Raw genomic sequence first — 25,265 nt, forward strand, 5'->3', positions numbered from 1 at the left:
CTGCACGCCCCCAGGCCGTCTGCGCCCTGGGGCACCCCACCACCCAACCGACTGTTTCCGCCCATGCTCGACAAGCTCACCCAGCGACTGGACCTGCACGGCAGCGCCCTGCTGCTGCGCGCCGAGCGCCAGCGCACCATCGCCAGCAACATCGCCAATGCCGACACGCCCGGCTACGTGGCGCGCGACTTCAAGTTCGCCGATGCCATGCGCGCGGTGACCGAGCAGCAGTCGGGCAGCGCCAGCGCGCTGCGCCAGGCCAGCACCAGCGATGCGCGCCACATCCCGCTGCCCGTTGTGGGCGAGCTGGGCAGCGCCACCAGCACGCTGGCCTATTCCCGCCAGTCGCAGCCCAGCCTGGACCAGAACAGCGTGGACATGGACCGCGAGCGCGCCGCCTTCGTGGACAACGCCGTGCGCTACGAGGCCACGCTGCGCTTCATCAACGGCAACGCCAAGACCATGCTCAGCGCCATCCAGGGCCAGTAAGCCTTAAGGAACTGCAACTGCCATGTCGATGTTCTCCATTTTCAACGTCTCGGGCAGCGCCATCAGCGCGCAGTCGCAGCGCCTGAACGTCGTGGCCAGCAACCTGGCCAACGTGGACGCCGTGGCCGGCCCGGACGGCCAGGCCTACAAGTCGCGCCAGGTGGTCTTCCAGACCGCGCCCATGGGCGGCGAGGGCGCGGCCGGCGTACGCGTCTCGTCCATCCAGGAAAGCGAGCTGCCCGGGCGGCGCGTGCACGACCCGGCCAACCCGCTGGCCGACGCCGACGGCTACGTGACGCATTCCAACGTCAACGCGGTGGAGGAGATGGTCAACATGATCTCCGCCTCGCGCTCCTACCAAAACAACGTCGAGGTCATGAACACGGCCAAGACGCTGCTGCTGAAAACCCTGCAGATGGGGCAGTGACCATGATCCTCAATCCAGTCGGCTCCACGGCCACCGTCCACGAAGGCCCCTCGGCCAACGCCAGCAACGACCCGGCCGCGATGCAGGACCGGTTCCTGAAGCTGCTGGTCGCGCAGCTGAACAACCAGGACCCGATGAACCCCCTGGACAACGCGCAGATGACCACGCAGATGGCGCAGATCAACACCGTCACCGGCATCCAGACGCTGAACCTGACGATGCAGACCATGGCCGAGCAGTTCGCCACCATGCAGCAGATCCAGGGCATTTCCATGATCGGCCGCTCGGTGCTGACCGAGGGCGACCGGTTGGCGGTCAGTGACCAGGGCGAGGGCAGCGGCGCCTTCGAGCTGGCCGGCGCCGCCACCGACGTCAAGGTCGAGGTTGTCACCCCCGGCGGGCTGGTGGTGGACACGCTGGCGCTGGGCGCGCAGGACAAGGGCCGGCACGACTTCCAGTGGGACGCCAGCAAGTACAGCGGAGACACGTCCGACCTGCGCTTTCGCGTCACTGCCAGCAGCAAGGACAGCGCCGTGGCGGCCACGCCGCTCATGCAGTCGCAGGTGGTCGCCACCGGCTCGGCCAACGGCCAGTTCACGCTGACCCTGGGCGGCGGCGAAACCGTGAATTACGCCAACGTGCGCGGCGTGCTCTGAGCGGGCAGCGCATCCAACTTTCCCATCCACGCAGCAGGAGCACACCATGGGATTTCAGCAAGGCCTGTCGGGCCTGAACGCCTCGTCCAAGAACCTGGACGTCATCGGCCACAACATCGCCAACTCCAACACCACCGGCTTCAAGGCCTCGCGCACCGAGTTCGCGGCCATGGTGGCGTCGGCCATCGGTACCTCGGGCGGCAGCAACGTCGGCATCGGCGTGGAGACCGCGGCCATCGCCCAGCAGTTCGATCAGGGCAGCCTCACGGTCACCGGCAACAGCTTGGACGTGGCCATCAACGGCAACGGCTTCTTCACGCTGCAGATGCCCGATGGCACGCCGGCCTATACCCGCGCGGGCAATTTCAAGATGGACGACGCCGGGCACATCATCACCAACGGTGGTGCGCGCGTGATGGGGGTGCCGGTGAATCCGATGACGGGTGAGGCGATGCGCGGAGCAGATGCAGTGCCGATGCAGCTACCTACCGGGACACCTATTGCCGCCAAGGAAACGCGCCTGATCAATGCGTCGTTCAACCTGGACGCCCGCGCCAAGGACGCTGCTGGCAATCCGACCGCAACGCCGCCTATCCCTGCCACGCCGCGCGCCACTTACGGCACCTCGGTGAACGTCTATGACAGCCAGGGCGTGGCCACGCCGGTGACGCTGTATTTCATGAAGACCGCCAATGCCAACGAGTGGGGCGTGTACACGACGCTGGACGAGACCTCCCAACCCACTGGCTCGCCGCCGTTCACCATCAGCTTTGATGACTCGGGCAAGATTACCGGGCCGACGGCGCAGCACCCCTACACCGCTGTCGACACTGCGGGCTTTTACCTATCCGATGTGGTGCCTACCAACAATCCCAACGTGACCGATCCGCTGGACAACCAGACGGACCCCATGAACCATCCCAGCGTGACCGAAGCGGGCGTCTTCCTGGACCTGTCGGCGGTTACCCAGTTCGGCACCAAGTTCGCCGTCTCCGACCTGACGCAAAGCGGCTACGCCTCGGGCTCGCTCACCGGCGTGAGCATCGCCGACGACGGCAAGATCATGGCGCGCTACTCCAACGGGGTTTCACGCGCCGAGGGACAGCTGACGCTGGCGTCCTTTCGCAACACCCAGGGCCTGACGGCGCTGGACGGCAACAACTGGGTCGCCACCGCCTCTTCCGGCCCGGCCGTGATGGGCAGTGCCGGCGAGGGCAACTTCGGCTCGCTGCGCTCCGGCGCGCTGGAAGACTCCAACGTCGACCTCACCGCCGAGCTGGTCAACATGATGACCGCCCAGCGCGCCTACCAGGCCAACGCGCAGACCATCAAGACCCAGGACCAGGTGCTGTCCACCCTGGTGAACCTGCGCTGATACCGCCCTGACCGCCTGAGACGACCGGAGTTCCGCCATGGACCGCATCATCTACACCTCCATGACCGGCGCCAGCGCCGCCGCACAGCGCCAGGCGGTGCTGGCCAACAACCTGGCCAACGCCTCCACGGCGGGCTTCCGCGCCGAGATGTCCAACTTCCGCTCGGTGCCGCTGCAGGGCAGCGGCGCAACCACCCGCGTGTTCGCGCTGGAGGCGACCAGCGGCCATGTCGAGACCGCCGGCCCGGCGCAGACCACCGGCCGGGCGCTGGACGCCATGGCCGAGGGCAACGCCTGGTTCGCCGTGCAGGGCCTGGACGGACTGGAGACCTACACCCGCGCCGGACACTTCGAGGTCTCCACCACCGGCCAGCTGGTCACCCCGAACGGCCAGGCCGTGCTGTCCGACGGCGGTGCACCCATCGACGTGCCGCAGGGCGCCGAGGTGGTGCTGGGCCACGACGGCACCGTCACCGCGCGCACGAGCGGCCAGCCGCCGCAGGCGCTGGGCCGGCTCAAGCTGGCCACCCCCGGCGCTCAGGACCCCCTGCAGCGCGGCGACGACGGCGCGTTTCGCACCGCCAGCGGCGAGCCGCTGCCGGCCGACCCGAACGCGCGCCTGCGCCCGGGCGTGCTGGAGGGCTCGAACGTCAATCCGGTGGAGTGCATGGTCGGGATGATCGCCGCCGCACGCCAGTTCGAGCAGCAGATGCGCCTGCTGTCCACCGCCGAGAGCAGCGACAAGAGCGCCGGCCAGCTGCTGAGCCTGAATTGAACGAACGGCCGAACCCGACCTGAGGAGCCCCCGCCATGATGAATTCCCTGTGGATCGCCAAGACCGGCATGACCGCCCAGCAAACGCAGCTGGACGTGATCTCGCACAACCTGTCCAACGTCTCGACCACTGGCTACAAGCGCAACAGCGCCATGTTCCAGGATTTGATCTACCAGAACCTGCGCCAGGTCGGCAGCCAGACCAACGAGGACAGCCAGCTGCCCACCGGCATGCACCTGGGCCTGGGCGTGAACGTGGTCGCCACCAGCCGCAACTTCACCCAGGGCAGCCTGCAGCAGTCGGGCAACAACCTGGACGTGGCCATCGACGGCAATGGCTTCTTCGAGGTGCAGCTGCCCGACGGCACCACCGGCTACACGCGCGACGGCTCTTTCAAGCTTGATTCGCAGGGCCGCGTGGTGACCAACGCCGGCCTGCCCATCGCCCCGGGCGTGACCATTCCCGCCGACGCCAAGAGCATCAGCATCAGCGAGTCCGGCCAGGTCAGCGTGACCACCGCCGGCAACCCGACGCCGCAGCAGGTCGGCCAGCTGGCCATGTCCAGTTTCATCAACGCCGCCGGCCTGGAGCCGGTCGGGCAGAACCTGTACCGCGAGTCCGCCGCCTCCGGCGCGCCGCAGCAGGGCCAGCCCGGCACCAACGGGCTGGGCATCATCAAGCAGGGCTTCCTGGAGAACTCCAACGTCAACGTGGTCGAGGAACTGGTCGGGATGATCCAGACCCAGCGCGCCTACGAGATGAACTCCAAGGCCATCCAGACCAGCGACCAGATGCTGGCCAAGCTGGCGCAGCTGTGAGCGCCGTTCTCTTTTCTTGCCAAGGAAACCCGCCATGCACGCCGTATTGCGCCTGATGGCCTGCGCCGCCACCGCCCTGCTGGCCGTGGGCTGCGCCAGCGTCAACCCGCCCCCGCCGGTGGACGTGCTGCCCACGCAGCTGCCCATCGTCGAGGCCCCCGCCAACCCGGCGCTGATGGGCGCGCGTCCGACCGGCAGCCTGTTCCACGCCGGAAGCTACCGCCCCGGCTTCGAGGACCCGCGCGCGCGCTACGTGGGCGACCTGGTGACCATCGCCATCCAGGAAAAGATCGACGCCCGCCAAGGCAGCAAATCCAACGTGGACCGCAAGTCCGGTGCCGAGGGCGGCATCACCGGCCTGCCCATCCTGCCAAGCAAGTTGGTGGGCAAGATCGCCGACCACTCGAAGATCGGCGCCGAGTACGGCAGCAACTTCAAGGGCAGCGGCGACACGTCGAGCAACAACGAGTTCGAAAGCTCGATCACCGCCGTCGTCACCGAGGTTCTGCCCAACGGCCACCTGGTCATCACCGGCGAGAAGCAGGTCGGCGTGAACCGCAGCGTGGACGTGCTGCGCTTTTCCGGCATCGTCGACCCGCGCAACCTGCGCCGCGGCGCGGGCGGGCATGCCGGCAGCGTGATCGATTCGCGCTATGTGGCCAACCTGCGCGTGGTCTCGCGCGGGCTGGGCGACCAGGCCGAGGCGCAGGCCGTGGGCTGGCTGGCCAGGGCATTCAATGCGGTGTCGCCGTTCTGAGCGAGAATCAAAAAGTTACAAAAAGGAGGATTTCCCTATGCAACGTCGCATCATCGTGTTGGCCGCCAGCACAGTCCTGGGATGCGCAAGCGCGCTGGCCGCTGGCACCACGCCACTGCCTTATGCCTACAGCGCCAGTATCGCCGTCAGTGTGCCCAAGAACTCGGCGGGCGAAGCCAACGCCAAGCTCAAGGGCCAGCCGACTGCGACGCGCTTCACGCCGTGCAACAGCGGTAAGGATCAGCTGCTGTTCACGCTGAAGTACGACGCTGGCAAGGACAGCACCTCGCCCATCCTGGACACCTACGTGCTGTTTCGCAGCCCGGGTGGGGTTTTCTTCACGCTGGCACGCCAGCAGTCCAACGCGATCGGCCCGGTGATGCGGATGTACCCTACCGTGGCCGCGCTGGACGACCCCGATCCCGCCCCGCCTTCCCCCGACGTGCCACCCAATCCGGTTGCAGCCACGCAGACATACACCGCCGCGGCGAACTACCTGGGCGGGCTCAAGAACGAGGCCTTGCTCGGCGGCGAGCTGGCGCTGGAAGGGTTGGAAGAAGGCGTCTGGATGGTCAGCGCCATCGTCGCCGACAGCGCCAGCGTGAAGTTTGGCGACCCTGCCACCTGGAAAGCCTGGGATACGGCCACCTTCATGGTGGGCAAGCCATGGACTGGCACGACGCCCCCGACGACGTGCAATTGAGCTGCGGGTCCGGGCGGCGCCTGGCTTCTCAGGCCGCGCCAGCGCCGTCTGCTCGGCTCTGGCCGCTCGGGCTGCTGCTTCTGCTGCTGTGCTTGGTCCTGCCGGCACATGCGCAGGATTTCCGCGACCCGCCCGCCCAGCCCTTCACCGTCTGGCCCAACATCCCGGTCATCCGCGCCGCCGACCTGGCCGACTACGAGGCCGACCGCAAGCTGTTCGGCGACCTGCACGCCGACAAGGCCGATCCGGCCAAGGTGACGGCGGCGCTGCAGGCGGTGGACCGCCTGCAGGCGCACCACGAGCGCCGCGCCATGGCGCAGCTCGGGCGCAGCGTGAACACGCAGCTGATCGCCGAACTCGACCGGCTGGCGCGCGATGCGCGCCTGGCCCGTCCGAAGCTGCGCTTCGACTTCGCCGACCTCACGCCGGAAGATCTGCAGAACCCCACGCCGCCGGCGGAGCTGAAGGCCAAGGCCGCGCGCATCCAGCTGGCAGCCTACATCACCTACACCCGGCTGGAAGGCAGCCTGGTGCAGGCTTCGGCGACGCTGGTGAAGCTCAGGACCGGCGCCTCGCAGAGCTTTTCCGTCACCGCGCCGGTCACCAAGGTGGCCGATGCGCTGGCGCGCGAGCTGTTCGACTATTTCGAGGGCACCCGCTTCGCCGCGCCGCGCGCGCCGCTGCCGGGCGTGCAGTGGCTGCCGGCCGCGCCGGGGCATGCCGACCAGCTGGTCTCGCGCGACGCAGCGCAGGCCTGGTGCCAGGCGCAGGGCGCGCAGCTGCCCACCGCCGCCGAGCTGCAGGCGGCCGAGGCGGCGGGCTTTCACGCCGGCGGCGTGGCGCTGCGCCCGGCCGGCGCATATCACGTGCAGTCCGGCCTGTACGACACGGCCACGGCCGCGGCCGGCGCCGGCGCGCTGCGCGAGAATCACTTGGGCAGCGTGCCCAACGGCAGCTACTACTGCGTGCGCCATTCGGCGCCCGTGCCGGGCGTGCGGCGTGCCAGTGCGGGCCGGTCCGATCGCTCCTGAAACCATAGCTGCAAGCCGATGAAACATAGGGGCTGGAGGCCGTTTTGACCTGAGACCCGGCGCTGCGCATCGAACCAGCGCCGTGCAGCGCCGGATTGCCGATCAGGCCCCGTTTCCGCCCGCTTTTCAGCGCATGGCCCGTTGCAGGCCGCCGGGACAATCGGGGCATGAAACCCCTGTCCCTGCCCCGTTACCTGCTTCGCTCCGTGTGGCTGGCGCTGCTGGCGCTGGCATGCAGCGCGCCGGCGCACGCGCTGCGCATCAAGGAGATCGCCGCCGTGCAGGGCGTGCGCAGCAACCAGCTGTCCGGCTATGGCCTGGTGGTGGGGCTGGACGGCACGGGCGACCAGTCCACGCAGATGCCGATCACCGCGCAGGCGATGAGCAACTACCTGCAGCAGATGGGCATCTCGCTGCCCCCCGGCGCCAGCGTGCCGCAACTGAAGAACGTGGCCACGGTGGTGGTGACGGCCGAGCTGCCGGCGTTCGCCCGGCCGGGCCAGCACATCGACGTGTCGGTGTCCTCCATCGGCAACGCCAAGTCGCTCAAGGGCGGCACGCTGATCGCCACGCCGCTGCGCGGCGCCGACGGCGAGATCTACGCCTTGGCGCAGGGCAACTTGGTGGTGGGCGGCGCGGGCGCGTCCGCCGGCGGCTCCAAGGTGCAGGTCAACCACCTGAGCGCCGGGCGCATCCCCGAGGGCGCGCAGGTCGAGCGCAGCGTGCCCACGCCGCTGCACGGCGGCGACAGCATCACGCTGGGGCTGAACGCCTCGGACTTCCAGGCGGCGCGCAAGGTGGCGCTGGCCATCAACGCCCGCGTCGGCCAGGACGCGGCCACCGCCCTGGACGGGCGTACGGTGCAGGTGCGCGCGCCCCTCGACCCCGGCGCGCGTGTGAACTTCATCGCCGAGCTCGAAGAGCTGCAGCTGCCCGACTCGACCCCCGCCGCCAAGGTGGTCATCAACGCCCGCACCGGCTCCATCGTGCTGAACCAGGCCGTGACGCTGGGCCCCTGCGCCATCGCGCACGGCAACCTGTCGATCGTCATCAGCAGCACGCCGGTCATCAGCCAGCCCAACCCGCTGTCGCGCGGGCAGACGGTGGTGGCGCAAAAGAGCGACATCGCCATCCAGGCCGACGCCGGCCAGGTCATGCAGGTGCCGCCGTCGCCGCAGCTGGCCGACGTGGTGCGCGCCCTCAACACCCTGGGCGCGACGCCGCAGGACCTGCTGGCCATCCTGCAGGCCATCAAGGCCGCCGGGGCGCTGAATGCCGAACTGGAGGTCATATGAGGGAGCACCCCCCTGCGCGGCTGCGCCGCTTCCCCCCGCTCTCGCAGCGCTGCGCGCTGCGGGCAGGGGGACGACGCTGGTGGACTGGCGATGCCGGAGCCACGGCGTGCGCTGGCACAAGGTTGCGCGCGCTTCGGCGAACGCGCATGGGAGAGACGACATGAGCCTGCTTCCGAACGTCGCGGCAAGCACTGCGCGCCAGGCGCTGGCGGTGGACGGCCGCTCGCTGGGTAACCTGAAGGCGCAGGCGGCGCAGGGCCAGGAGGGCCAGCGCGCCGCCAGTGCCGAGGCCGCGAAACAGCTCGAATCGCTGTTCATGCGCGAACTGATCAAGAGCATGCGCGAGGCGACCATGAAGTCCGGCCTGTTGGAAGGCGGCGAGGGCAACCTGGCCAGCGACCTGATGGACCAGCAGCTGTCGGTGCAGATGTCCGGCCGCCCCGGCGGGCTGGCCGCCGCCATCCAGCGCCAGCTGGCGCGCCAGCTGGGCGGCGACGCCGGCGACGCGCCCGAACTGGCGCCCGGCGCCACGCTGCGCCTGGACGCGCTGCAGCGGCGCGCACCCGCGGCCGCCAGCCGCCCGGACGACCCGCGCGCGCCCTCGCCGCGCGGCAAGGAAGACTTCGTGCAGGGCCACCGCGCCGCCGCCGAGGCCGTGGCGCGCGAAAGCGGCATCCCAGCGGCCTTCATGCTTGGCCAGGCCGGGCACGAGACCGGCTGGGGCAGGAGCGAGATCCGCCACAAGGACGGCAGCAACTCCTTCAACCTGTTCGGCATCAAGGCCGGCGGCAGCTGGACCGGCAAGGTCGCCGAGATCACCACCACCGAATACATCAACGGCAAGGCGCGCAAGGTCACGGCCAAGTTCCGCGCGTATGACTCGTTCCAGGAGTCGTTCCGCGACTATGCGCGCCTGATGACCGAGAACCCGCGCTATGAAAAGGCGCTGGCCAAGACGCACTCGGCCCAGGCCTGGGCGGCCGAGCTGCAAAAGGCCGGCTATGCCACCGACCCGCAGTACGCCGCCAAGCTGAGCCGCGCCATCCAGAGCACGCAGGGCGTGGCGCGCGCGCCGTCCGCCGTCGCCAGCCAGGCCGTGCCGGGCCTGCAGGCCTGAGCGCCCCCGTTGCCATCGCACATTCCGCTGCATCACGACCATGAGCCTTTTGAACGTCGGCGCCCGCGCCCTTCTCGCCAACCAAGTGGCCCTGCAGACCACCGGGCACAACATCGCCAATGTGGCCACCGCCGGCTATTCGCGCCAGAGCGTGGTCATGGAGACCGTGCCGGGCCAGTTCACCGGCGCCGGCTACATCGGCAAGGGCGTGCAGGTGACCACCATCCTGCGCAACCACAACGAGCTGCTGACGCGCCAGGCCGCGGCCGCGCAGGCCGCGCAGGCGGGCGACGCCACGCGCGCCGAGCGCGTGTCGCAGATGCAGGACGTGTTCGGCGGCGGCAAGAGCGGCCTGGGCGCGGCCATCACCGACATGCTGAACTCGCTGGGCGACGTGATCGCCGCGCCCACCGACATCACCGCGCGCACCGTCACGCTGACGCGCATGGACGAGATGGCCGCGCGCATGCGCTCGTCGGCCGAGCAGCTGCAGCAGATCGAGTATTCGGTGGCCGAGCAGCTCAAGACCGACGTGGTGCGCATCAACCAGCTGGCGGTGAGCATCGCAGACGTGAACGAGCAGATCGCCCGCGTCAAGGGCAACGGCCAGACGCCGAATGACCTGTTGGACCAGCGCGACCAGCTGATCCGCGAGCTGAACCAGCACGTGCAGACCACGCAGATCGCCGCCGACGACGGCAGCGTGGGCGTATTCGTCGGCGGCAGCCAGGCGCTGGTGCTGGGCGCCAACGCGGCGCAGCTGGCGGTGGGCGAGTCCAAGCTGTTTCCGGGCAGCCAGCGCCAGACGCTGTACTTTCAGCCCTCGGGCGCGGGCGGCGCCTCGGTCTCGGTGGAGCTGAACGAGGACATGCTGGGCGGCGGGCAGACCGCCGGGCTGCTGCGCTTTGCCAACCAGGATCTGACGGAAGGGCGCAACCTGCTGGGGCGCATGGCGCTGTCGATCGGGGCGACGCTGAACTACCAGCAGAAGATGGGGGTGACGCTGGATGGCAAGGCAGGAGGGGCGCTGTTTTCCACGCCGGCGGATATTCCGGGGATGACGGGCGGCAATGCACAGGGCAAGATCAGTTTTGCGGATTCCAGCAAGTTCACGCCGACGCAGTTCGCTGCGTCGGATTACGAAGTGCGCTTTGGCGATCCCGCGGGCTCCGGTGTCGTCACGCGCCTGTCTGATGGCAAGACCGCGACGTTCGCTGATCTGGATGCCTTGCGTGAACAGCAAATTGACGGCCTGACCTTTGACTTTACCAACGCAGGCAGCAACGGCGAGCGCGTGCTGTTCAAGCCGTTTGCTGGCGCTGCAACCAACATGCATATGCTGGTGACATCGCCGCGCGACTTGGCCGCCGCCAACCCGGTCAATGCCGCCATGGGCACAGCCAATGGCGGGACGCTGCAGCTTGCCGGATTGCGGGCCACCGGGCTGAGCTGGGACCCAGCGCTGTCGCAGGTCGAGATGAGCGGCAGCGTCACGCCACCGCCGAGTCCGGCGCCTCCGGCGACATCCGCAGGGGTAGTGCTTACCTTCGCGGACGATGGCACTTTCACTCTCGCTGGGAACACGAATCCTCCGCTGGACATGAACGCTACGCCGCCCGTCGAAATGAGCGGCCCCACCTATGCCTACACCCCCGGTCAGGCCATCCATATCGACGGCTGGTCCCTCACCCTCCAAGGCACGCCCAAGGACGGCGACACCGTCACCGTCGGCAACGCCCTCGATCCGCAATACGGCGACCTCTACACCCGCAACGCCGGCAACGCCGGCGCCCTGCAGGCCCTGCGCGACGTGAAGATGTTCGACGACGCCACGCTGTCCGACGGCTACGCCAGCCTGATGGCGCAGGTGGGCACGCGCACGCAGAGCGCGCTGTACGCCGCCAACCTGTCCGGCTCCATCGCCAACAACCTGGAGGCCAGCCGCACCGCCGTCTCCGGCGTGAACCTGGACGAGGAGGCCGCGCGGCTGATCCAGTTCCAACAGGCCTACCAGGCGTCGGCCAAGATGCTGCAGGTGGCGCAGACCATCTTCGACAACCTGCTGCAGACCGTGGGCCGCTGATGCCCTTTTTCCTTGATTCCTCCCAGGAGCCCGCATGACCACCTTCCAGCGTGTGGCCACGGCCAACATGTACGACAGCGCCCTGCGCAACTTGGCCGCGCGGCAAAAGAGCGTGGCCGACCTGCAGGAGAACCTCACCGCCGGCAAGCGCGTGGTGCGCGCCAGCGACGACCCGGTCGCCGCCGCGCAGGCCGAACGCGCGCTCACGCGCATCAGCCGCATCCAGGCCGAGCAGCGCCAGCTGGAGGTGCAGCGCGGCTCGATGGCGCTGGCCGAGTCCACCCTGGGCGACGCCGTGGGGCTGGTGCAGGAGATGCGCCAGCTGATCGTGGGCGCGGGCAACGGCACGCTCAAGCCCGAGGACCGCAAGACCTACGCCAACCAGATCCAGAGCCTGCGCGAACAGCTGGCCGAGGTCATCAACCGCAAGGACACCAACGGCGCGCCGCTGCTGGGGGCGCTGGGCAGTGCGCTGCAGCCCTTCGTCGGACCGCAAAACGGCAACCCCGCCTATGCCTTCAACGGCCTGCCGGGCCAAGCGTCGAGCAGCGGCACCAGCATCGCCACGGCGCTGGACGGGCATGACGCGCTGATGTTCGATGTGCGGCGCGACGCGGTGTTCAATGCGTCGATCTCCAACACCGCTACTCCTCCGAACCCGCTGGGCGGGCGCAACTTCGGCACCGATACCGTCAAGGTCACGAATCCGCAATCGCTGCAACAGGCCACACCTCCCTCCGCCCCCTACAACTACACGGTCGAATTTTCAGCAGTCAGCGACAACGGGGACGGCACCTACGATATTTCTTATGCCATCACCAGCAACAACCCAGGCTACACCGCCCCTGCGACGCAGACCATCAGTGGCCTAAAGGCCGACCAGCTCGCCAGCATCCCCATCAGCATCACCGACCCGGGAGGCGCAACGCTGGAATTCAACGTCAAGGCCACGCCCACGAAAAACCCGGATGGCAGCATCCACTACTCTCCTGTCAACGGAGACACCGTCACGCTGCAGCCCAGCACCGGCATGATGGACGTGGTCGACCGTGTCGTGAGCGACCTGCGCGGCGCATCCGACGGCACCCTGGCCGCCCAGGCCGTCAGCCAGGCGCTGGCGCACCTGGACATCGGCATGGAACGCCTGCACAACATCCGCGGCTATGCCGGCGAGCTGCTCAACCGCGCCGACCGCATCGCCAGCGACCAGGAAACCCGCTCCATCCAGCTGGAAGGCGACCGCTCGCGTGCCGAGGACCTGGACATGGTCCAAGGCATCTCCGACTTCCAGAACGCCAACGTCGGCTACCAGGCGGCGCTGCAGTCCTATGCCCAAGTGCAGCGCATGACGCTGCTGGACTTCATGCGCTGACGCCGGCGCCTCGGCAGGCGCGCCGGCCGCGCCACAATGGCGCCGTTCGTCCCCCTCTTCCTCGTCGTTGCTCACATGGTCCAATCCGTCCTCGGCAGCCTGGTGCTGGGTTACCGCCCCCTGTGGAACGCCGCCCGGCGCTTGGCCGGCGTGCAGCTTTATCTGCACGCCGAAGGCACGGCGCGCGTGGATGCGACGCACCTGCTGCGCACGCTGCAGGAGCTGTGGACCGCCGGCTCGCCGCCGATTTTGCTGACCCCGCGCACGCCGCTGCTGCTGGCCGAGCTGCTGGAGCACGCGCCGCGCGGCGCGCCCTGGATCGCCGTGCGTGGCGAATGGCTGGCCGAGCCCTCGCTGCGTGCGCTGGCCGGCGCCGCGCACGCGCGTGGCCTGCGCCTGGTGTGGCTGGGCGCGCTGGACGCACTGCCCGACACCGACACCGCGCGCCTGTTCGACAACAGCCTGCTGCAGCTGAGCGCCGCCGACGCGGTGCAGGCGCTGCAGGCCGCGCGCGCTGACAGCACGCCGCCGCAGCGCCGGCGCAACCCGGTCATCCGCGGGCAGATGTACGAGGGCGTGGCCAGCCGCGCGCTGCTGGCGCACTGCCTGGACCAGAGCGGCGCGCTGGCCGTCGCCGGCTGGCCGCTGGACGACGTGCTGCACAGCCTGCGCCACCAGGGCGTGCGCCCGGCGCGCGAGGTGGTGCAGAAGCTGCTCAAGGCCATCGACGAGGAGCAGTCCATCGACCGCTTCGAGGACATCCTGAGCGAGGACCCGCTGCTGGCCTACCGCTTCCTCACGCACATCAACTCCGCCGCCATGGGCCTGCGCACCGGCGTCGATTCGCTGCGCCGCGGCCTGGTGGTGCTGGGCTACGGCACCCTGTCGCGCTGGCTGGCCGAGCAGCTGCCGCACGCCAGCACCGAGCCCGACCTGAACCCGGTGCGCGAGACCATGGTGCTGCGCGCGCGCGTCACCGAGCACCTGCTGGACGCCGGCGAGGGCAAGGAGCTGCGCCGCGAGATCTACCTGAGCGGGCTGTTCTCGCAGCTCGACGAGCTGCTGCGCGAGCCGCTGGGCAGCGTGCTGCGGCGCGTGCCGCTGTCCGAGCGCGTGTACGAGGCCGCGGTGCTGCGCACCGGCCCGTATGCCCCCAGCCTGGAGCTGGCCTGCGCGCTGGAGGACAGCGACCCGCACGCCATCGTGCAGCTGTGCGAGACGCACGAGGTGCCGCTGGAGTTCGTCAACCGCGCGCTCTTGCGGGTGCTGAGCGAGCTGAGCGTGGAGCGCCCGGCGCGCGCCTGACGCGACACTGGCGTGACGCGGCCGGACGGCGGCTGCGATCGCGGCGCTGCACGACCTGAGGGCACCAGGGCAGTGGTGCAGGCAGCGGGTGCCTGTCGTGCCCGCCTTGTCCTGCCGGTATGCGGCCTGCGGCAGCTGCGCCTTGCAGGCTTGTCCAAACGCCGGCACGATGGCCATTTGCCCTGCCCGCGCTCCCACAGCCGCGCCGGGCGACACGCCCGCCCGGGCGCGGCCGCCGCCAGGCACCCGGCGGATGCGGCGCCGGGCCTGGCGCCAGGAGCCGAACCGCATGCAACTGGGCGACCTGTTTTCCCCGACCAACCGCAGCCGCACACAGGCCGCGCGCGAGCGCTTCGCGCGCTTCGAGCTGCTGCGCAGTGCGGTGCAGTTCCTGGCCGCGCTGTGCTTTCTGGCCGGCTCGGTCATCGCCGTGCTGCGCGCGCCGCACGACATCTCGTCGTGGCTGTACATCAGCGGCTCGGTGCTGTTTTGCAGCGTGCCCGCAGTGCGACTGTGGAGCGAAGTGGCGCTGTACCGCATGGGCCATACCGACACTCTGGCCGAGCGCGGCGTCGAACTGTCGCCCGCCGAGCTGGCCCGGCGGCGCGAGAGGCAGCGCAAGCGGCAGGCAGATCCCCCTTCCTGACGGCCTGGAGGGCCGCGCACCCGCTCCCGGCGCCGCTTCAGGCCAAGAAACCCTGGTGCCGGTGCCGGCGCCGTGCTTGCCTATAGTCATCCGCTTGCTGTTTCATGCCGACCTTCAGGAGCGCCCCATGCCCCCACGCCTGCCCTCGACCCCGCTGTGCGACCTGCTCGGCTGCCGCCTGCCCATCGTGCTGGCGGGCATGGGCGGCGTGGCGCGCAGCGAGCTGGTGGCCGCCGTGAGCGGCGCCGGTGCCTTCGGCTTCCTGGGCATGGTGCGCGAGCCGCTAGCGCTGATCGAGCGCGAGGTGGCCGCCGTGCGCGCCGCCGGGCACCAGCGCTTCGGCGTGAACCTGATACCGGCCGGCACCGACCCGGCCCTGCTGGCCGCGCAGGTGGACCTGTGCATCGCCCTGCAGGTGCCGGTGGTGGGCCTGTTTTGGGACGTACACGCCGACGTGGTGGCGCGCCTGCGCCGGGCCGGCGTCACGGTGGTGCACCAGGTGGGCTCGGCGCGGCACGCGCTGGACGCGCAGGCTGCCGGCGCGCACGCACTCATCGTGCAGGGCGTGGAGGCCGGCGGCCACGTGCACGGCACGCAGCCCCTGCATGAGGTGCTGGCCGAGGTCCTGGCCCTGACCGAACTGCCGGTGGCCGCCGCCGGCGGGCTGGCCGATGGGCGCGACGTGGCGCGCGTGCTGCACCAGGGCGCGCAGGCGGCCGTGCTGGGCACGGCCTTCATCGCCACGCCCGAGTCCTTTGCGCACGACGTGCACCGGCAGGCGCTGCTGGCCGCGCAGGACGGCGACACGGTGCTGACCGAGGACTTCCACATCAACTGGCCGCCGCACAGCCCGGTGCGGGTGCTGCAGTGCCCGGTCACGCGCGGCGAGCGCGGCGACCCGCACGCCGGCGCGCGCACCGTCATCGGCGACGAGGAGGGCCGGCCGATCTACCGGTTCTCCACCGACTCGCCGCTGCGCTCCATGACCGGCGCGCTGGCCGACATGGCGCTGTACGCCGGCACCGGCGTCGGCCGGGTGAACGCCATCGTGCCCGCGGCCGATCTGGTGCAGCAGCTGGCGCAGGACGCCGCCGCGCACCTGCGGCTGCTGCAGGAGCCCGACACGCCGGTCGAATACGCCTCCCCCGTGTGCTACGCGCCCGAGTTCCAGCGCCAGCGCGACGAACACCTGGCCACGCAGCTGCAGGAGCTTTTGGAGGCCGAGCGCGCCGGCGCGCGCGTGGCGCTGGAGACCGGCCGCGCCGTGCCGCAGGGCGACGCGCCGCTGCGCACGCTGGTTGAGTCCATCCAGCACGACGAGGCGCACTGGTGCGGCGTGCTGCTGCGCGCGCTGCGCCGCCTGGGCGCGCAGCCGGGCACGCGCACCGGCGATTTCTACGGCAAGGCCATGGCGGTGGCCGACCTGCGCGAGCGCATGGCCCTGCTCAACCGCGGCCAGGGCTGGGTGGCGCGCCGCGTGCGCGAGCTGCTGCAGGAGCTGGAGCCGGAGCACGAAGACCTGCGCGCCGACCTGCAGGCGATGCTGCAGGGCCACCAGGACAACCTGGCGCGCGTGAACGCCGCGCTGGGCCTGCAGGCGCCGCAAAAAGCATAGCTGCCGGCCCTTGACTTGCAAGGGCCTCAGCCGCTTTTGACCACTTTCTTCCAGGTCTGCCAGAACGCCGGCTCCTGCGTCGTGCCGAAGTTGATGCGCATCAGCGTGCACGGCTGGCGCGTGGCGTGGAACAGCGCGCCCGGGGCGATCAGGTAGCCCTCGTCCATCAGGCGCTGGGCCAGCACGTCGGTGTCCACGCCCGTGTCCACCCAGCCGAACATGCCGGCCGGCTCGGCGGCGAAGCGGCAGCCTGCCGCCAGCGCCAGCTGCACGCTGCGCGCGCGGGCGCGGTCCAGCGCGGCGCGGATGCGCTCGCCGTGGCGGCGCAGCTGGCCCTGCTCGATGCACAGCGCCAGCGCCTGCTCCAGCAGCGCCGGCGTGGTCAGCGAGGACAGCAGTTTCGTGTCCAGCAGCCGCTCGACCAGGTGCGGCGGCGCGGCCAGGTAGCCGATGCGCCAGTTGGGCGCCAGGATCTTGGCAAAACCGCTGATGTAGAGCGTGCGCTGCAGGCCGTCCAGCGCCGCCAGGCGCGTGGCGTGCTCGGGCGCGATGTGGCCGTAGGTGTCGTCCTCGGCGATGTAGAAATCGTGCTGCTGCGCCAGCTGCAGGACGCGGTGCGCGCTGGCCGGCGACAGGCTGTAGCCGGTGGGGTTGTGCAGCACGCTGACGCTGACGAACAGCTTGGGCGCGTGCAGTTCGCACAGCCGCGCCATGACGGCCAGGTCCGGCCCTTGCGGGCCGCGCGGCACGGGCAGCACGCGCATTCCCAATGCGTCCAGGCGGGCGAACTCGACGCTCCAGCCGGGCTCCTCCACCAGCACCGGGTCGCCGGCCTTGAGCAGCGCGCGGCTGACGATGTCCAGCGCCTGGGTGGCGCCCAGGGTGGTGATGATCTGGCGCGGCGTGGCGGCGATCTGCAGGTCCCCCAGGCGCTGCGCCAGCGCCGCGCGCAGCCGGGCGTCGCCCATGGGCTCGCCGTAGCTCAGCGACGCCTGGCGCAGCGCGCCGCCGGCGGCCACCTTGCGCACCGCGGCGGGCAGGAAGCGCGCCTCCTCCAGCCAGGCACGTGGCAGGGTGCCGGCGCCGGGCTGCGGCCGGTCCGACAGCTGGTGGAACATGCCGCGGATCAGCGCCATGGCGTTGATGCGCGAGCCTGCGGCGCGCACGCCCAGCGATTCCTGCAGCGTCGCCGGGGGCAGCTCCCGCACTCCCGAAACCATAGCTGCAGGCCCTTTATTTACATGGGCCTGGGCCACTTTTTGCCCTACATCGCGCACGAAGAAGCCGCGCTGGCGCCGCGCCAGCACCAGGCCCTGCGCCTGCAGCTTGTCGTAGGCGGCGACCACGGTGTGCGGGCTCACGCCCTGCTGGCGCGCGCATTCGCGCACCGACGGCAGGCGCGCGCCGGCGGACAGCAACCGGGCGCGGATGCGCTCGGCGAAACGCTCGGCCAGCTGGTCGGCCAGGGTGCGGTCGGGCGTGCGGGTCAGCATGTGTCGGTATGGCAAGCGATACAGTTCGTGTGCGTGTGGGTGGCACTGTACTGCTGCTGTAGCGGTCGGCATGCCTACAGTGGTGGCATTCACTGCCCGTTTTTTTGTTTTTTCCCATGCCCCTGGTCGAATTCACTGCCCTGCTGGTGCTGGCCACCGCGATGAGCTTCACGCCCGGCCCCAACACCACCCTGTCCACCGCGCTGGCGGCCAACCGCGGCCTGCCGGCCGCCATGCGCTTCGTCGCCGCCGTGCCGGTGGGCTGGAGCCTGCTGCTGCTGCTGTGCGCCGCCGGCCTGGGCGCGGCGGTGGTGGCCCTGCCGCCGCTGCGCTGGGCCATCAAGGCGCTGGGCATCGGCTACCTGCTGTGGCTGGCGTTCAAGCTCAGCCAGTCCGCGCGCCTGTCCGAGGCCGACAGCGCGCGCCTGTCGGTGGGCTTCTGGCAGGGCGTGCTGCTGCAGTTCGTGAACATCAAGGCCTGGCTGCTGGCGCTGACCATCGTCGCCGGCTGGGTCATCGGGCACGACGACGGCACCGCGCGCCTGGCCGTGGTGCTGCCGGTGATGCTGTTCTTCGCCTTCACCAGCAACCTGACCTACGCCGCCGTGGGTGCGCTGCTGCGCCACTGGCTGGCGCACGGCAGCCGTCTGCTGTGGTTCAACCGCGCCATGGCGCTGGTGCTGGTGGCGACGGCGCTGTGGATGGTGGCGGCCTGAAGGCGCGCGCGCCCGGCCTGCCCCGCTCGCCTGTGTGAACCGCACCCCGTCCGACCGCCACCGCACCTGCCCTTTTTTTCTGCCCCCCGAAAGTCCTTCCATGACCGCCTGGACCCTGGCGCAACGCGCCACCAAGATGAACCCTTCGGTGATCCGCGAGATCCTGAAGGTGACCGAGCAGCCCGGCATCATCAGCCTGGCCGGCGGCCTGCCCGCGCCGCAGACCTTTCCCGTGGCGCAGTTCGCCCAGGCCGCAGCCGCGGTGCTGGAGCGGGACGGCGCCGCCGCGCTGCAGTACGCCGCCAGCGAGGGTTATGCGCCGCTGCGCCAGGCGGTGGCCGATCTGCTGCCGTGGGACGTGCATCCTGACCAGGTGCTGATCACCACCGGCAGCCAGCAGGCGCTGGACCTGGTGGCCAAGGTGCTGATCGACCCGGGCAGCCGCGTGCTGGTGGAAACGCCCACCTACCTCGGCGCGCTGCAGGCCTTCGCGCCCATGGAGCCGCAGGTGGTGGCCGTGGACAGCGATGACGACGGCGTGCACATCGAGGACCTGGCGGCCAAGGCCGGCAGCGGCGCGGCCAAGGCGCGCTTCCTGTACGTGCTGCCCAACTTCCAGAACCCCACCGGCCGCACCATGACCGAGGCGCGGCGCCAGCAGCTGGTCGAGCGTGCGGCCGAGCTGGACCTGCCGCTGCTGGAGGACAACCCCTACGGCGAGCTGTGGTTCGACCAGCCCCCACCCGCGCCGCTGGCCGCGCGCAACCCCGAGGGCACGCTGTACATGGGGTCGTTTTCCAAGGTGCTGGCGCCGGGCCTGCGCCTGGGCTATCTGGTTGCGCCGCGCGCGCTGTACCCCAAGCTGCTGCAGGCGAAGCAGGCCGCTGACCTGCACACGCCCAGCTTCAACCAGCGCCTGGTGGCCGAGGTGCTGCAGGGCGGCTTCCTGGAACGCCATGTGCCCGCCATCCGGCAGCTCTACCAGCGCCAGTGCCAGGCCATGCTGGCGGCGCTGCAGCAGCACCTGGCACCCCTGGGCGTGACCTGGAACCGCCCCGCCGGCGGCATGTTCCTGTGGCTGCGCCTGCCCGAAGGCATGGACGCGCTGGCGCTGCTGCCGCGCGCCGTGGAGCAGCACGTGGCCTTCGTGCCCGGCGCGGCGTTCTACGCCGAAGGCGGCGACGCGCGCACGCTGCGCCTGTCGTTCGTCACCGCGACCGAGGCGCAGATTCATACCGGCATCGCCGCACTCGCCACAGCCATCCGCAGCGGCGCATGACAGCAGCAGGAGTCCCCATGCGCCAACGTCCTTTCCAGCAAGTCGATGTCTTCACCGCCACCCCCTACCTCGGCAACCCCTTGGCCGTGGTGCTGGACGGCGAGGGCCTGAGCGACGCGCAGATGCAGCGCTTCACCGACTGGACGCACCTGTCGGAGGCCACCTTCGTGCTGCCGCCCACGCCCGAGGGCCGCGCCGCCGGCGCCGACTACCGCGTGCGCATCTTCAGCCCCGGGCGCGAGCTGCCGTTTGCCGGCCACCCCACCCTGGGCAGCTGCCATGCCTGGCTGGCGGCGGGCGGCCAGCCGCGCACCGCCGGGCGCATCGTGCAGGAGTGCGGCGTCGGCCTGGTGCCCATCCGCCAGGAGGAGGGCCGCCTGGCCTTCGCCGCGCCGCCGCTGCGCAGGAGCGGCCCGCTGCCCGAGGACGACGTGGCGCTGATCGCGCGCGGGCTGGGCATTGCGCGCGGCGACATCGTGCGGCACGCCTGGTGCGACAACGGCCCGGGCTGGCGCGGCGTGCTGCTGGCATCGGCCGAGCAGGTGGTGGCACTGCGCCCGGACGCGGCGCTGCTGGCCGGGCTGGATGTGGGCGTGGTCGGCCCGCGCGGCAAGGTGGGCGTGCTGGCCGCGCAGCCGGCGGGCCAGGACACCGCTTTCGAGGTACGCGCCTTCTTCGCCGGCGCCGGCGCGCTGATCGAAGACCCGGTCACCGGCAGCCTGAACGCCGCGCTGGCGCAGTGGCTCATCCAGGCCGGCCTGGCGCCGCGCCGCTACATCGCCGCGCAGGGCGCCGCCCTGGGCCGCGCCGGGCGTGTGCACGTCGATGCCGACGACGACAACGACGACGACGGCGGGCAGATCTGGATCGGCGGGCACAGCGTGACCTGCGTGCGCGGCGAGGTCAGGCTGTGAGCGCGGGCGTGAACACGGACATGGACGCGGCCGATGACCTGCCCGGCCTGGACGAGATCGCGCAGGCCGCGCGCCTGGTGCACGCCGAGTTCCCGCCCACGCCGCAGTACCGCTGGGCGCTGCTGGAGCGGCGCCTGGGCACCGAGTGCTGGCTCAAGCACGAGAACCACAACCCGGTGGGCGCCTTCAAGATCCGCGGCGGCCTGACATACTTCGACGCGCTGGCGCGTGCCGGCGCGCTGCCGCGCGAGGTCCTGAGCGCCACGCGCGGCAACCACGGCCAGAGCATCGCCTGGGCCGCGCGCCGCCACGGCGTGGCCTGCACCATCGTCGTGCCGCACGGCAACTCGGTCGAGAAGAACGCCGCCATGCGCGCCCTGGGCGCGCAGCTGGTCGAGCACGGCGACGACTTCCAGGCCGCGCGCGAGCACGCCCTGCAGCTGGCTGCCGAGCGCGGCGCGCACATGGTGCCCAGCTACCACCGCGAACTGGTGCGCGGCGTGGCCACCTACTGGTGGGAGCTGCTGCGCGCCGCGCCGCACCTGCAGGTGCTGTACGTGCCCATCGGCCTGGGCTCGGGCGCCTGCGCGGCGGTCGCCGCCAAGCGAGCCCTGGCGCACCCGGCGCGCATCGTCGGGGTGGTCAGCCGGCATGCCACCACCTACGCCGATTCGCTGGCCGCTGGCCGCGTGGTGCCGGCGCCGGTGTCCACCGTGCTGGCCGACGGCATGGCGGTGCGCGTGGCCGACGCCGACGCGCTGGCGGTGCTGGCGCGGCACCTGGACCGCGTGGTGCAGGTCAGCGACGACGAGGTCGCCGCCGCCATGCGCGCGCTGTTCAGCGACACGCACAACGTCGCCGAGGGCGCCGGCGCCGCCGCACTGGCCGCGGCGCTGCAGGACCAGCGCCAGGGCCGGCTGGCCGGCCAGTCGGTGGGCCTGGCGTTGACTGGCGGCAATGTGGACGCAAGCGTGTTCGCGCGCGTGCTGGCGGGCGGCTGACCATCCAGGCGCCGACACGGCGGCATGACGCCGCCACCCTCGGCGCGCGCGGGCCATGACGCCGCGCGCCGCCCGTCCCGGCCGCGACAAGCGCGCGCCCGGCCGCTGCACACAATGGCCCGCATGGGAACCCTGCATCTCGTGCGCCATGCCCAGGCCTCGTTCGGGGCCGACGACTACGACCGCCTGAGCGCGCGCGGCCAGCAGCAAGCGCTGCGCCTGGGCGAGTACTGGCGCGAGCGCGGCCTGCGCTTCGACGCGGTGCTCACCGGCACCCTGCGCCGGCACGCGCAGACGCTGGCCGGCATCGCCGAAGGCCTGGGCCAGGCGCTGCCGGCCGCGCAGAGCCTGCCGGCGCTGAACGAGTACGACGGCCGCGCGCTGATCGCCGCCCTGCACGCCGCCCCGCCGGCGGTGGATACGCCGGAGGGCTACCGCCAGTACTTCCGCCTGCTGTGCGACGCGCTGGCGCAGTGGATGGCCGGCACCCTGAGCCCCGCCGGCATGCCTGCGTGGCAGGACTTCCACGCCGGCGTGCACGGCGTGCTGGAGCAGGTGCGCCAGCAGCACGCCGGCCAGCAGGTGCTGCTGGTCTCCAGCGGCGGCCCGATCTCGACGGCCATCGGCCAGGTGCTGGCCACCCCGCCGGAGGTGACCATCGCGCTGAACATGCGCCTGCGCAACAGCGCCGTGAGCGAGTTCAGCGTGGCGCCGAAGCGGCTGATGCTGCAGACCTTCAACACCCTGGCGCACCTGGACGCGCCGCCGTATGCGGACTGGGTGACGCACGCCTGATTTGTGCTATTTGAAAGATAGCTGCATGCCCTCTCTCCATAAGGGCTAGAGGCCGTTTTTGCTTTATTTTTCCGGCAGCGGCCAGGGCAGCGCGTCCAGCTCCTGCAGCAGCTGCGCCAGCGCCGCGCCGGCGGCCTCGACCACCGCGCGGCCCTGCGCGGGCGTGGCGGCGGCGGCGTGGCCCACGGCGCCGGACGGGTGATAGTCCTGGATAGCCCAGCCCATCTTGGCGCTCTTGCCGTTGCCCAGGATGGCGTGCCGCTCGGCGCGGTCCTGCGAGGACGAGCGCCAGCGCCCGGCGTGCTCCATGCTTACCAGCTGCGGCGCCAGGTGCAGCACCATGGCCGTCTCGATCTGCCCGGCGTGGATGCCGAAGCGGTGCTCCTCGGCGCTGAACATCTGCTGCACGGTGTCCGGCAGCGGCAGGCCGAACCAGCTGCAGCTGTAGGTCAGCAGGCCGCAGCGCTGGCGCAGCTCGCGCGCGGCGATGTCCATGGGCGCGACGTTGCCGCCGTGGCCGTTGAGCAGCAGCAGCTTGCGCACGCCGGCGCGCGCCACCGCCTCCCCCAGCTCGCCCCACAGCGCCAACAGCGTGGCCGGCGACAGGCTCAGCGTGCCGGGATAGGACAGGTGCTCGGTGGACAGGCCCACCTGCTGCGGCGGCAGCACCAGCACCGGGCAGTCGGTGGGCAGCTGCGCCAGCGCGGCGTCCAGCACGCCCTGCAGCAGCAGCGCGTCCACATTCAGCGGCAGGTGCGGGCCATGCTGCTCGACGGCCGCCACCGGCAGCACCGCCACCGTGCGCGCCGCCAGGCCCGTGGCGCGGGCGGCGTCGAAGTCGCGCGTGGACAGCTCGGCCCAGTGGCGGCTGGGGTGGCGGGCGGGCTGGGGGGTGGCGTCGGCAGGCATGGGGGAATGGTAGCGGCGGCATCCGCCGACAGCGCCGCCGCCCCGCACCGGGCAGCATGCGCCCATGCCCGCCACCGCCCGTCCCGCAGCCACCGCCGCGCCCGCCGCATCCCCCCATCTCGCCACCCCCGCGCGCCGCGCCGGCGCCACGCGCGACCTGACGCGCGGGCCCATCGGCCCGACGCTGCTGCGTTTCGCCCTGCCCATCCTGGGCGGCAACGTGCTGCAGTCGCTCAACGGCTCGGTCAACGCCTACTGGGTCGGCGGGCACCTGGGCGAGGCGGCGCTCACCGCCACGGCGAACGCCAACAACATCTTGTTTTTGCTGATCGGCGCAGTGTTCGGCGTGGGCATGGCGGCGACCATCCTGGTGGCGCAGGCCTTTGGCGCGCACGACGTGCGCCAGGCGCGCTGCGTGATGGGCACCAGCGCCACCTTCTTCGGCGCGGCGGCGCTGGTCATCGCCGCCGTGGGCATGCCGCTGTCGCGCCACATCCTGGTGGCCATGGGCACACCGCACGAGGCGCTGGCGCCGGCCGAGAGCTACCTGCGCATGCTGTTCCTGGCGATTCCGTTCCTGTACCTGTTCACCTTCCTGTCGGCAGTGCTGCGCGGCGCGGGCGACGCGCGCACGCCGTTCTTGTTCCTGCTGCTGGCCGTGGCGCTGGACGTGGTGCTGAACCCGCTGTTGATCTTCGGCATCGGCCCGTTCCCACGCTTGGGCATCGCCGGCTCGGGGCTGTCCACGGGCATCGGCAACGCGCTGGCGCTGCTGGCGCTGCTGCTGTGGCTGCGCGCACGCCGGCATCCGCTGTGGATCGGCCGGGCCGACTGGCGGCTGTTCGCGCCGCGCTGGGCCATCGTACGCACGCTGCTGGCCAAGGGCCTGCCGATGGGCGCGCAGATGGTGCTGATCTCGGTGTCCATGCTGATGATGCTGGGCCTGGTGAATGCGCACGGCGTGGCCACCGCCTCGGCCTACGGCGCGGCGCTGCAGCTGTGGACCTACGTGCAGATGCCGGCCATGGCCATCGGCGCGGCGTGCTCATCCATGGCGGCGCAGAACGTCGGCGCCCAGCGGTGGGACCGGGTGGACAGCGTGGCGCGCTGGGGCGTGGGCATCAACTTTTTGCTGACCGGCACGCTGATCGGCCTGCTGCTGCTGGCGCAGGGCCGGGTGCTGGCGCTGTTTTTGCCCGCCGGCAGCGCGGCGCTGGCGATCGCCCGGCACCTGGACGCCATCGCGCTGTGGTCGTTCCTGTTCTTCGGGGTCAGCTTCGTGCTGACCGGCGTGGTGCGCTCCACCGGCGCGGTGCTGGCGCCGCTGGCCATCCTGGCCGTGGCGCTGTGGGGCATCCGCGTGCCGCTGGCCTGGGGGCTGCAGGACCGGCTGGGGGTGGACGCGATCTGGTGGAGCTTTCCCGTCAGCGCCGTCGCCGCCATGCTGATGACCATGGCGTACTACCGCTTCGGCCGCTGGCGCCGCGCGCGCCTGCTGGCGCCGGGCGAGGAGGAAAGCCTGGCCACGCCGGCCGAGGTCGGCGCGCTGCCGCCGGCGCCGCTGTGCGACACCGCCGCCGACGTGCCGCGGGAGGCGCCGGCAGCAGTCCATCGGCCCGCGCCTGCCTGATCGGGCCATTCACCACGCCGATAGCTGTCCTGGCAGGTGCTGCTGTGCCCGCCGGCTCGGGTCC

The 25,265-nt window shown here is 71.0% G+C and carries 24 protein-coding genes; 22 read left to right on the forward strand and 2 right to left on the reverse strand.

The genetic code is table 11. From position 1 onward, the window contains the following. The first annotated feature begins 63 nt into the window (after positions 1 to 63). The 16 genes from flgB to BLQ61_RS15325 all read left to right on the forward strand — a co-directional run bounded on the left by flgB (position 64) and on the right by BLQ61_RS15325 (position 16,464). A complete protein-coding gene (gene flgB / locus BLQ61_RS15250; RefSeq protein WP_091572226.1) occupies positions 64 to 489 on the forward strand; it encodes a flagellar basal body rod protein FlgB in 426 nt (141 codons plus the stop codon). 22 nt (positions 490 to 511) lie between these two features. Continuing rightward, the gene (gene flgC / locus BLQ61_RS15255) at positions 512 to 916 is read left to right on the forward strand and encodes a flagellar basal body rod protein FlgC (protein WP_091572229.1); all 405 of its coding nucleotides are present in this window, start codon (positions 512 to 514) and stop codon (positions 914 to 916) included. Positions 917 to 918: 2 nt separating this feature from the next. Continuing rightward, the gene (locus BLQ61_RS15260; protein ID WP_091572232.1) at positions 919 to 1,572 is read left to right on the forward strand and encodes a flagellar hook assembly protein FlgD; all 654 of its coding nucleotides are present in this window, start codon (positions 919 to 921) and stop codon (positions 1,570 to 1,572) included. 46 nt (positions 1,573 to 1,618) lie between these two features. Beyond that, a complete protein-coding gene (gene flgE / locus BLQ61_RS15265) occupies positions 1,619 to 2,947 on the forward strand; it encodes a flagellar hook protein FlgE (RefSeq protein WP_091572233.1) in 1,329 nt (442 codons plus the stop codon). Between the two features lie 37 nt (positions 2,948 to 2,984). Further along, complete coding sequence (locus BLQ61_RS15270) at positions 2,985 to 3,722, forward strand: flagellar basal body rod protein FlgF (RefSeq protein ID WP_091572236.1); 738 nt, start codon at positions 2,985 to 2,987, stop codon at positions 3,720 to 3,722. A 35-nt stretch (positions 3,723 to 3,757) separates the two neighbouring features. Then, on the forward strand, positions 3,758 to 4,540 hold the full coding sequence (flgG, locus tag BLQ61_RS15275) for a flagellar basal-body rod protein FlgG (RefSeq protein WP_091572238.1): 783 nt from the start codon (positions 3,758 to 3,760) through the stop codon (positions 4,538 to 4,540). Between the two features lie 34 nt (positions 4,541 to 4,574). Continuing rightward, positions 4,575 to 5,297 carry a flagellar basal body L-ring protein FlgH gene (locus BLQ61_RS15280; protein WP_091572241.1) on the forward strand — a complete coding sequence of 241 codons (723 nt, stop codon included), beginning with the start codon at positions 4,575 to 4,577 and terminating at the stop codon, positions 5,295 to 5,297. Positions 5,298 to 5,334: 37 nt separating this feature from the next. After that, the gene (locus BLQ61_RS15285; RefSeq protein ID WP_091572243.1) at positions 5,335 to 6,000 is read left to right on the forward strand and encodes a hypothetical protein; all 666 of its coding nucleotides are present in this window, start codon (positions 5,335 to 5,337) and stop codon (positions 5,998 to 6,000) included. After that, positions 5,964 to 7,031 (forward strand): hypothetical protein, encoded by a 1,068-nt coding sequence (locus BLQ61_RS15290; protein ID WP_245704095.1) that lies wholly within the window; start codon positions 5,964 to 5,966, stop codon positions 7,029 to 7,031. The genes BLQ61_RS15285 and BLQ61_RS15290 overlap by 37 nt, the downstream gene beginning before the upstream one ends. Positions 7,032 to 7,198: 167 nt before the next feature. Beyond that, positions 7,199 to 8,326, forward strand: coding sequence for a flagellar basal body P-ring protein FlgI (locus BLQ61_RS15295; protein ID WP_091572246.1), 1,128 nt, complete (start codon positions 7,199 to 7,201; stop codon positions 8,324 to 8,326). A gap of 160 nt (positions 8,327 to 8,486) precedes the next feature. Next, positions 8,487 to 9,443 carry a flagellar assembly peptidoglycan hydrolase FlgJ gene (gene flgJ / locus BLQ61_RS15300; RefSeq protein ID WP_091572248.1) on the forward strand — a complete coding sequence of 319 codons (957 nt, stop codon included), beginning with the start codon at positions 8,487 to 8,489 and terminating at the stop codon, positions 9,441 to 9,443. A gap of 40 nt (positions 9,444 to 9,483) precedes the next feature. Next, positions 9,484 to 11,526, forward strand: a complete 2,043-nt coding sequence (flgK, locus tag BLQ61_RS15305) for a flagellar hook-associated protein FlgK (protein WP_091572251.1) — start codon at positions 9,484 to 9,486, stop codon at positions 11,524 to 11,526. A 34-nt stretch (positions 11,527 to 11,560) separates the two neighbouring features. After that, positions 11,561 to 12,898 carry a flagellar hook-associated protein FlgL gene (gene flgL / locus BLQ61_RS15310; protein WP_091572253.1) on the forward strand — a complete coding sequence of 446 codons (1,338 nt, stop codon included), beginning with the start codon at positions 11,561 to 11,563 and terminating at the stop codon, positions 12,896 to 12,898. A gap of 75 nt (positions 12,899 to 12,973) precedes the next feature. Continuing rightward, positions 12,974 to 14,203: an HDOD domain-containing protein gene (locus BLQ61_RS15315; RefSeq protein ID WP_091572256.1), complete on the forward strand. Its 1,230-nt coding sequence runs from the start codon at positions 12,974 to 12,976 to the stop codon at positions 14,201 to 14,203. A 289-nt stretch (positions 14,204 to 14,492) separates the two neighbouring features. Beyond that, on the forward strand, positions 14,493 to 14,849 hold the full coding sequence (locus BLQ61_RS15320) for a YrhK family protein (protein ID WP_175488315.1): 357 nt from the start codon (positions 14,493 to 14,495) through the stop codon (positions 14,847 to 14,849). Positions 14,850 to 14,976: 127 nt separating this feature from the next. Beyond that, positions 14,977 to 16,464 (forward strand): nitronate monooxygenase, encoded by a 1,488-nt coding sequence (locus tag BLQ61_RS15325; protein ID WP_091572261.1) that lies wholly within the window; start codon positions 14,977 to 14,979, stop codon positions 16,462 to 16,464. 26 nt (positions 16,465 to 16,490) lie between these two features. Here the strand turns inward: BLQ61_RS15325 and BLQ61_RS15330 are convergent, their stop codons facing one another. Further along, positions 16,491 to 17,957, reverse strand: coding sequence for an aminotransferase-like domain-containing protein (locus tag BLQ61_RS15330; protein WP_091572264.1), 1,467 nt, complete (start codon positions 17,955 to 17,957; stop codon positions 16,491 to 16,493). A 116-nt stretch (positions 17,958 to 18,073) separates the two neighbouring features. Between BLQ61_RS15330 and BLQ61_RS15335 the strand changes: the two genes are divergently transcribed. The 5 genes from BLQ61_RS15335 to BLQ61_RS15355 all read left to right on the forward strand — a co-directional run bounded on the left by BLQ61_RS15335 (position 18,074) and on the right by BLQ61_RS15355 (position 22,662). Then, positions 18,074 to 18,673, forward strand: a complete 600-nt coding sequence (locus BLQ61_RS15335; RefSeq protein ID WP_091572266.1) for a LysE family translocator — start codon at positions 18,074 to 18,076, stop codon at positions 18,671 to 18,673. A 100-nt stretch (positions 18,674 to 18,773) separates the two neighbouring features. Then, entirely contained in the window at positions 18,774 to 19,952 is a 1,179-nt protein-coding gene (locus tag BLQ61_RS15340; protein ID WP_091572269.1) for an aminotransferase-like domain-containing protein, read from the forward strand. Positions 19,953 to 19,969: 17 nt separating this feature from the next. Further along, positions 19,970 to 20,866, forward strand: coding sequence for a PhzF family phenazine biosynthesis protein (locus tag BLQ61_RS15345; protein ID WP_091572271.1), 897 nt, complete (start codon positions 19,970 to 19,972; stop codon positions 20,864 to 20,866). A gap of 20 nt (positions 20,867 to 20,886) precedes the next feature. Further along, complete coding sequence (locus BLQ61_RS15350; RefSeq protein WP_091572391.1) at positions 20,887 to 21,867, forward strand: threonine dehydratase; 981 nt, start codon at positions 20,887 to 20,889, stop codon at positions 21,865 to 21,867. Between the two features lie 123 nt (positions 21,868 to 21,990). Then, on the forward strand, positions 21,991 to 22,662 hold the full coding sequence (locus BLQ61_RS15355) for a histidine phosphatase family protein (protein ID WP_091572274.1): 672 nt from the start codon (positions 21,991 to 21,993) through the stop codon (positions 22,660 to 22,662). A 63-nt stretch (positions 22,663 to 22,725) separates the two neighbouring features. On the opposite strand, the gene BLQ61_RS15360 is transcribed toward BLQ61_RS15355, so the two are convergent. After that, complete coding sequence (locus BLQ61_RS15360; protein WP_091572277.1) at positions 22,726 to 23,571, reverse strand: creatininase family protein; 846 nt, start codon at positions 23,569 to 23,571, stop codon at positions 22,726 to 22,728. A gap of 64 nt (positions 23,572 to 23,635) precedes the next feature. On the opposite strand from BLQ61_RS15360, the gene BLQ61_RS15365 reads away from it, so the two are divergent. Then, entirely contained in the window at positions 23,636 to 25,201 is a 1,566-nt protein-coding gene (locus BLQ61_RS15365) for an MATE family efflux transporter (protein WP_091572279.1), read from the forward strand. The last annotated feature ends 64 nt before the right edge of the window (positions 25,202 to 25,265 follow it).

The organism is Oryzisolibacter propanilivorax (genome assembly GCF_900103645.1).
Classification (GTDB): Bacteria; Pseudomonadota; Gammaproteobacteria; order Burkholderiales; family Burkholderiaceae_C; genus Melaminivora; species Melaminivora propanilivorax.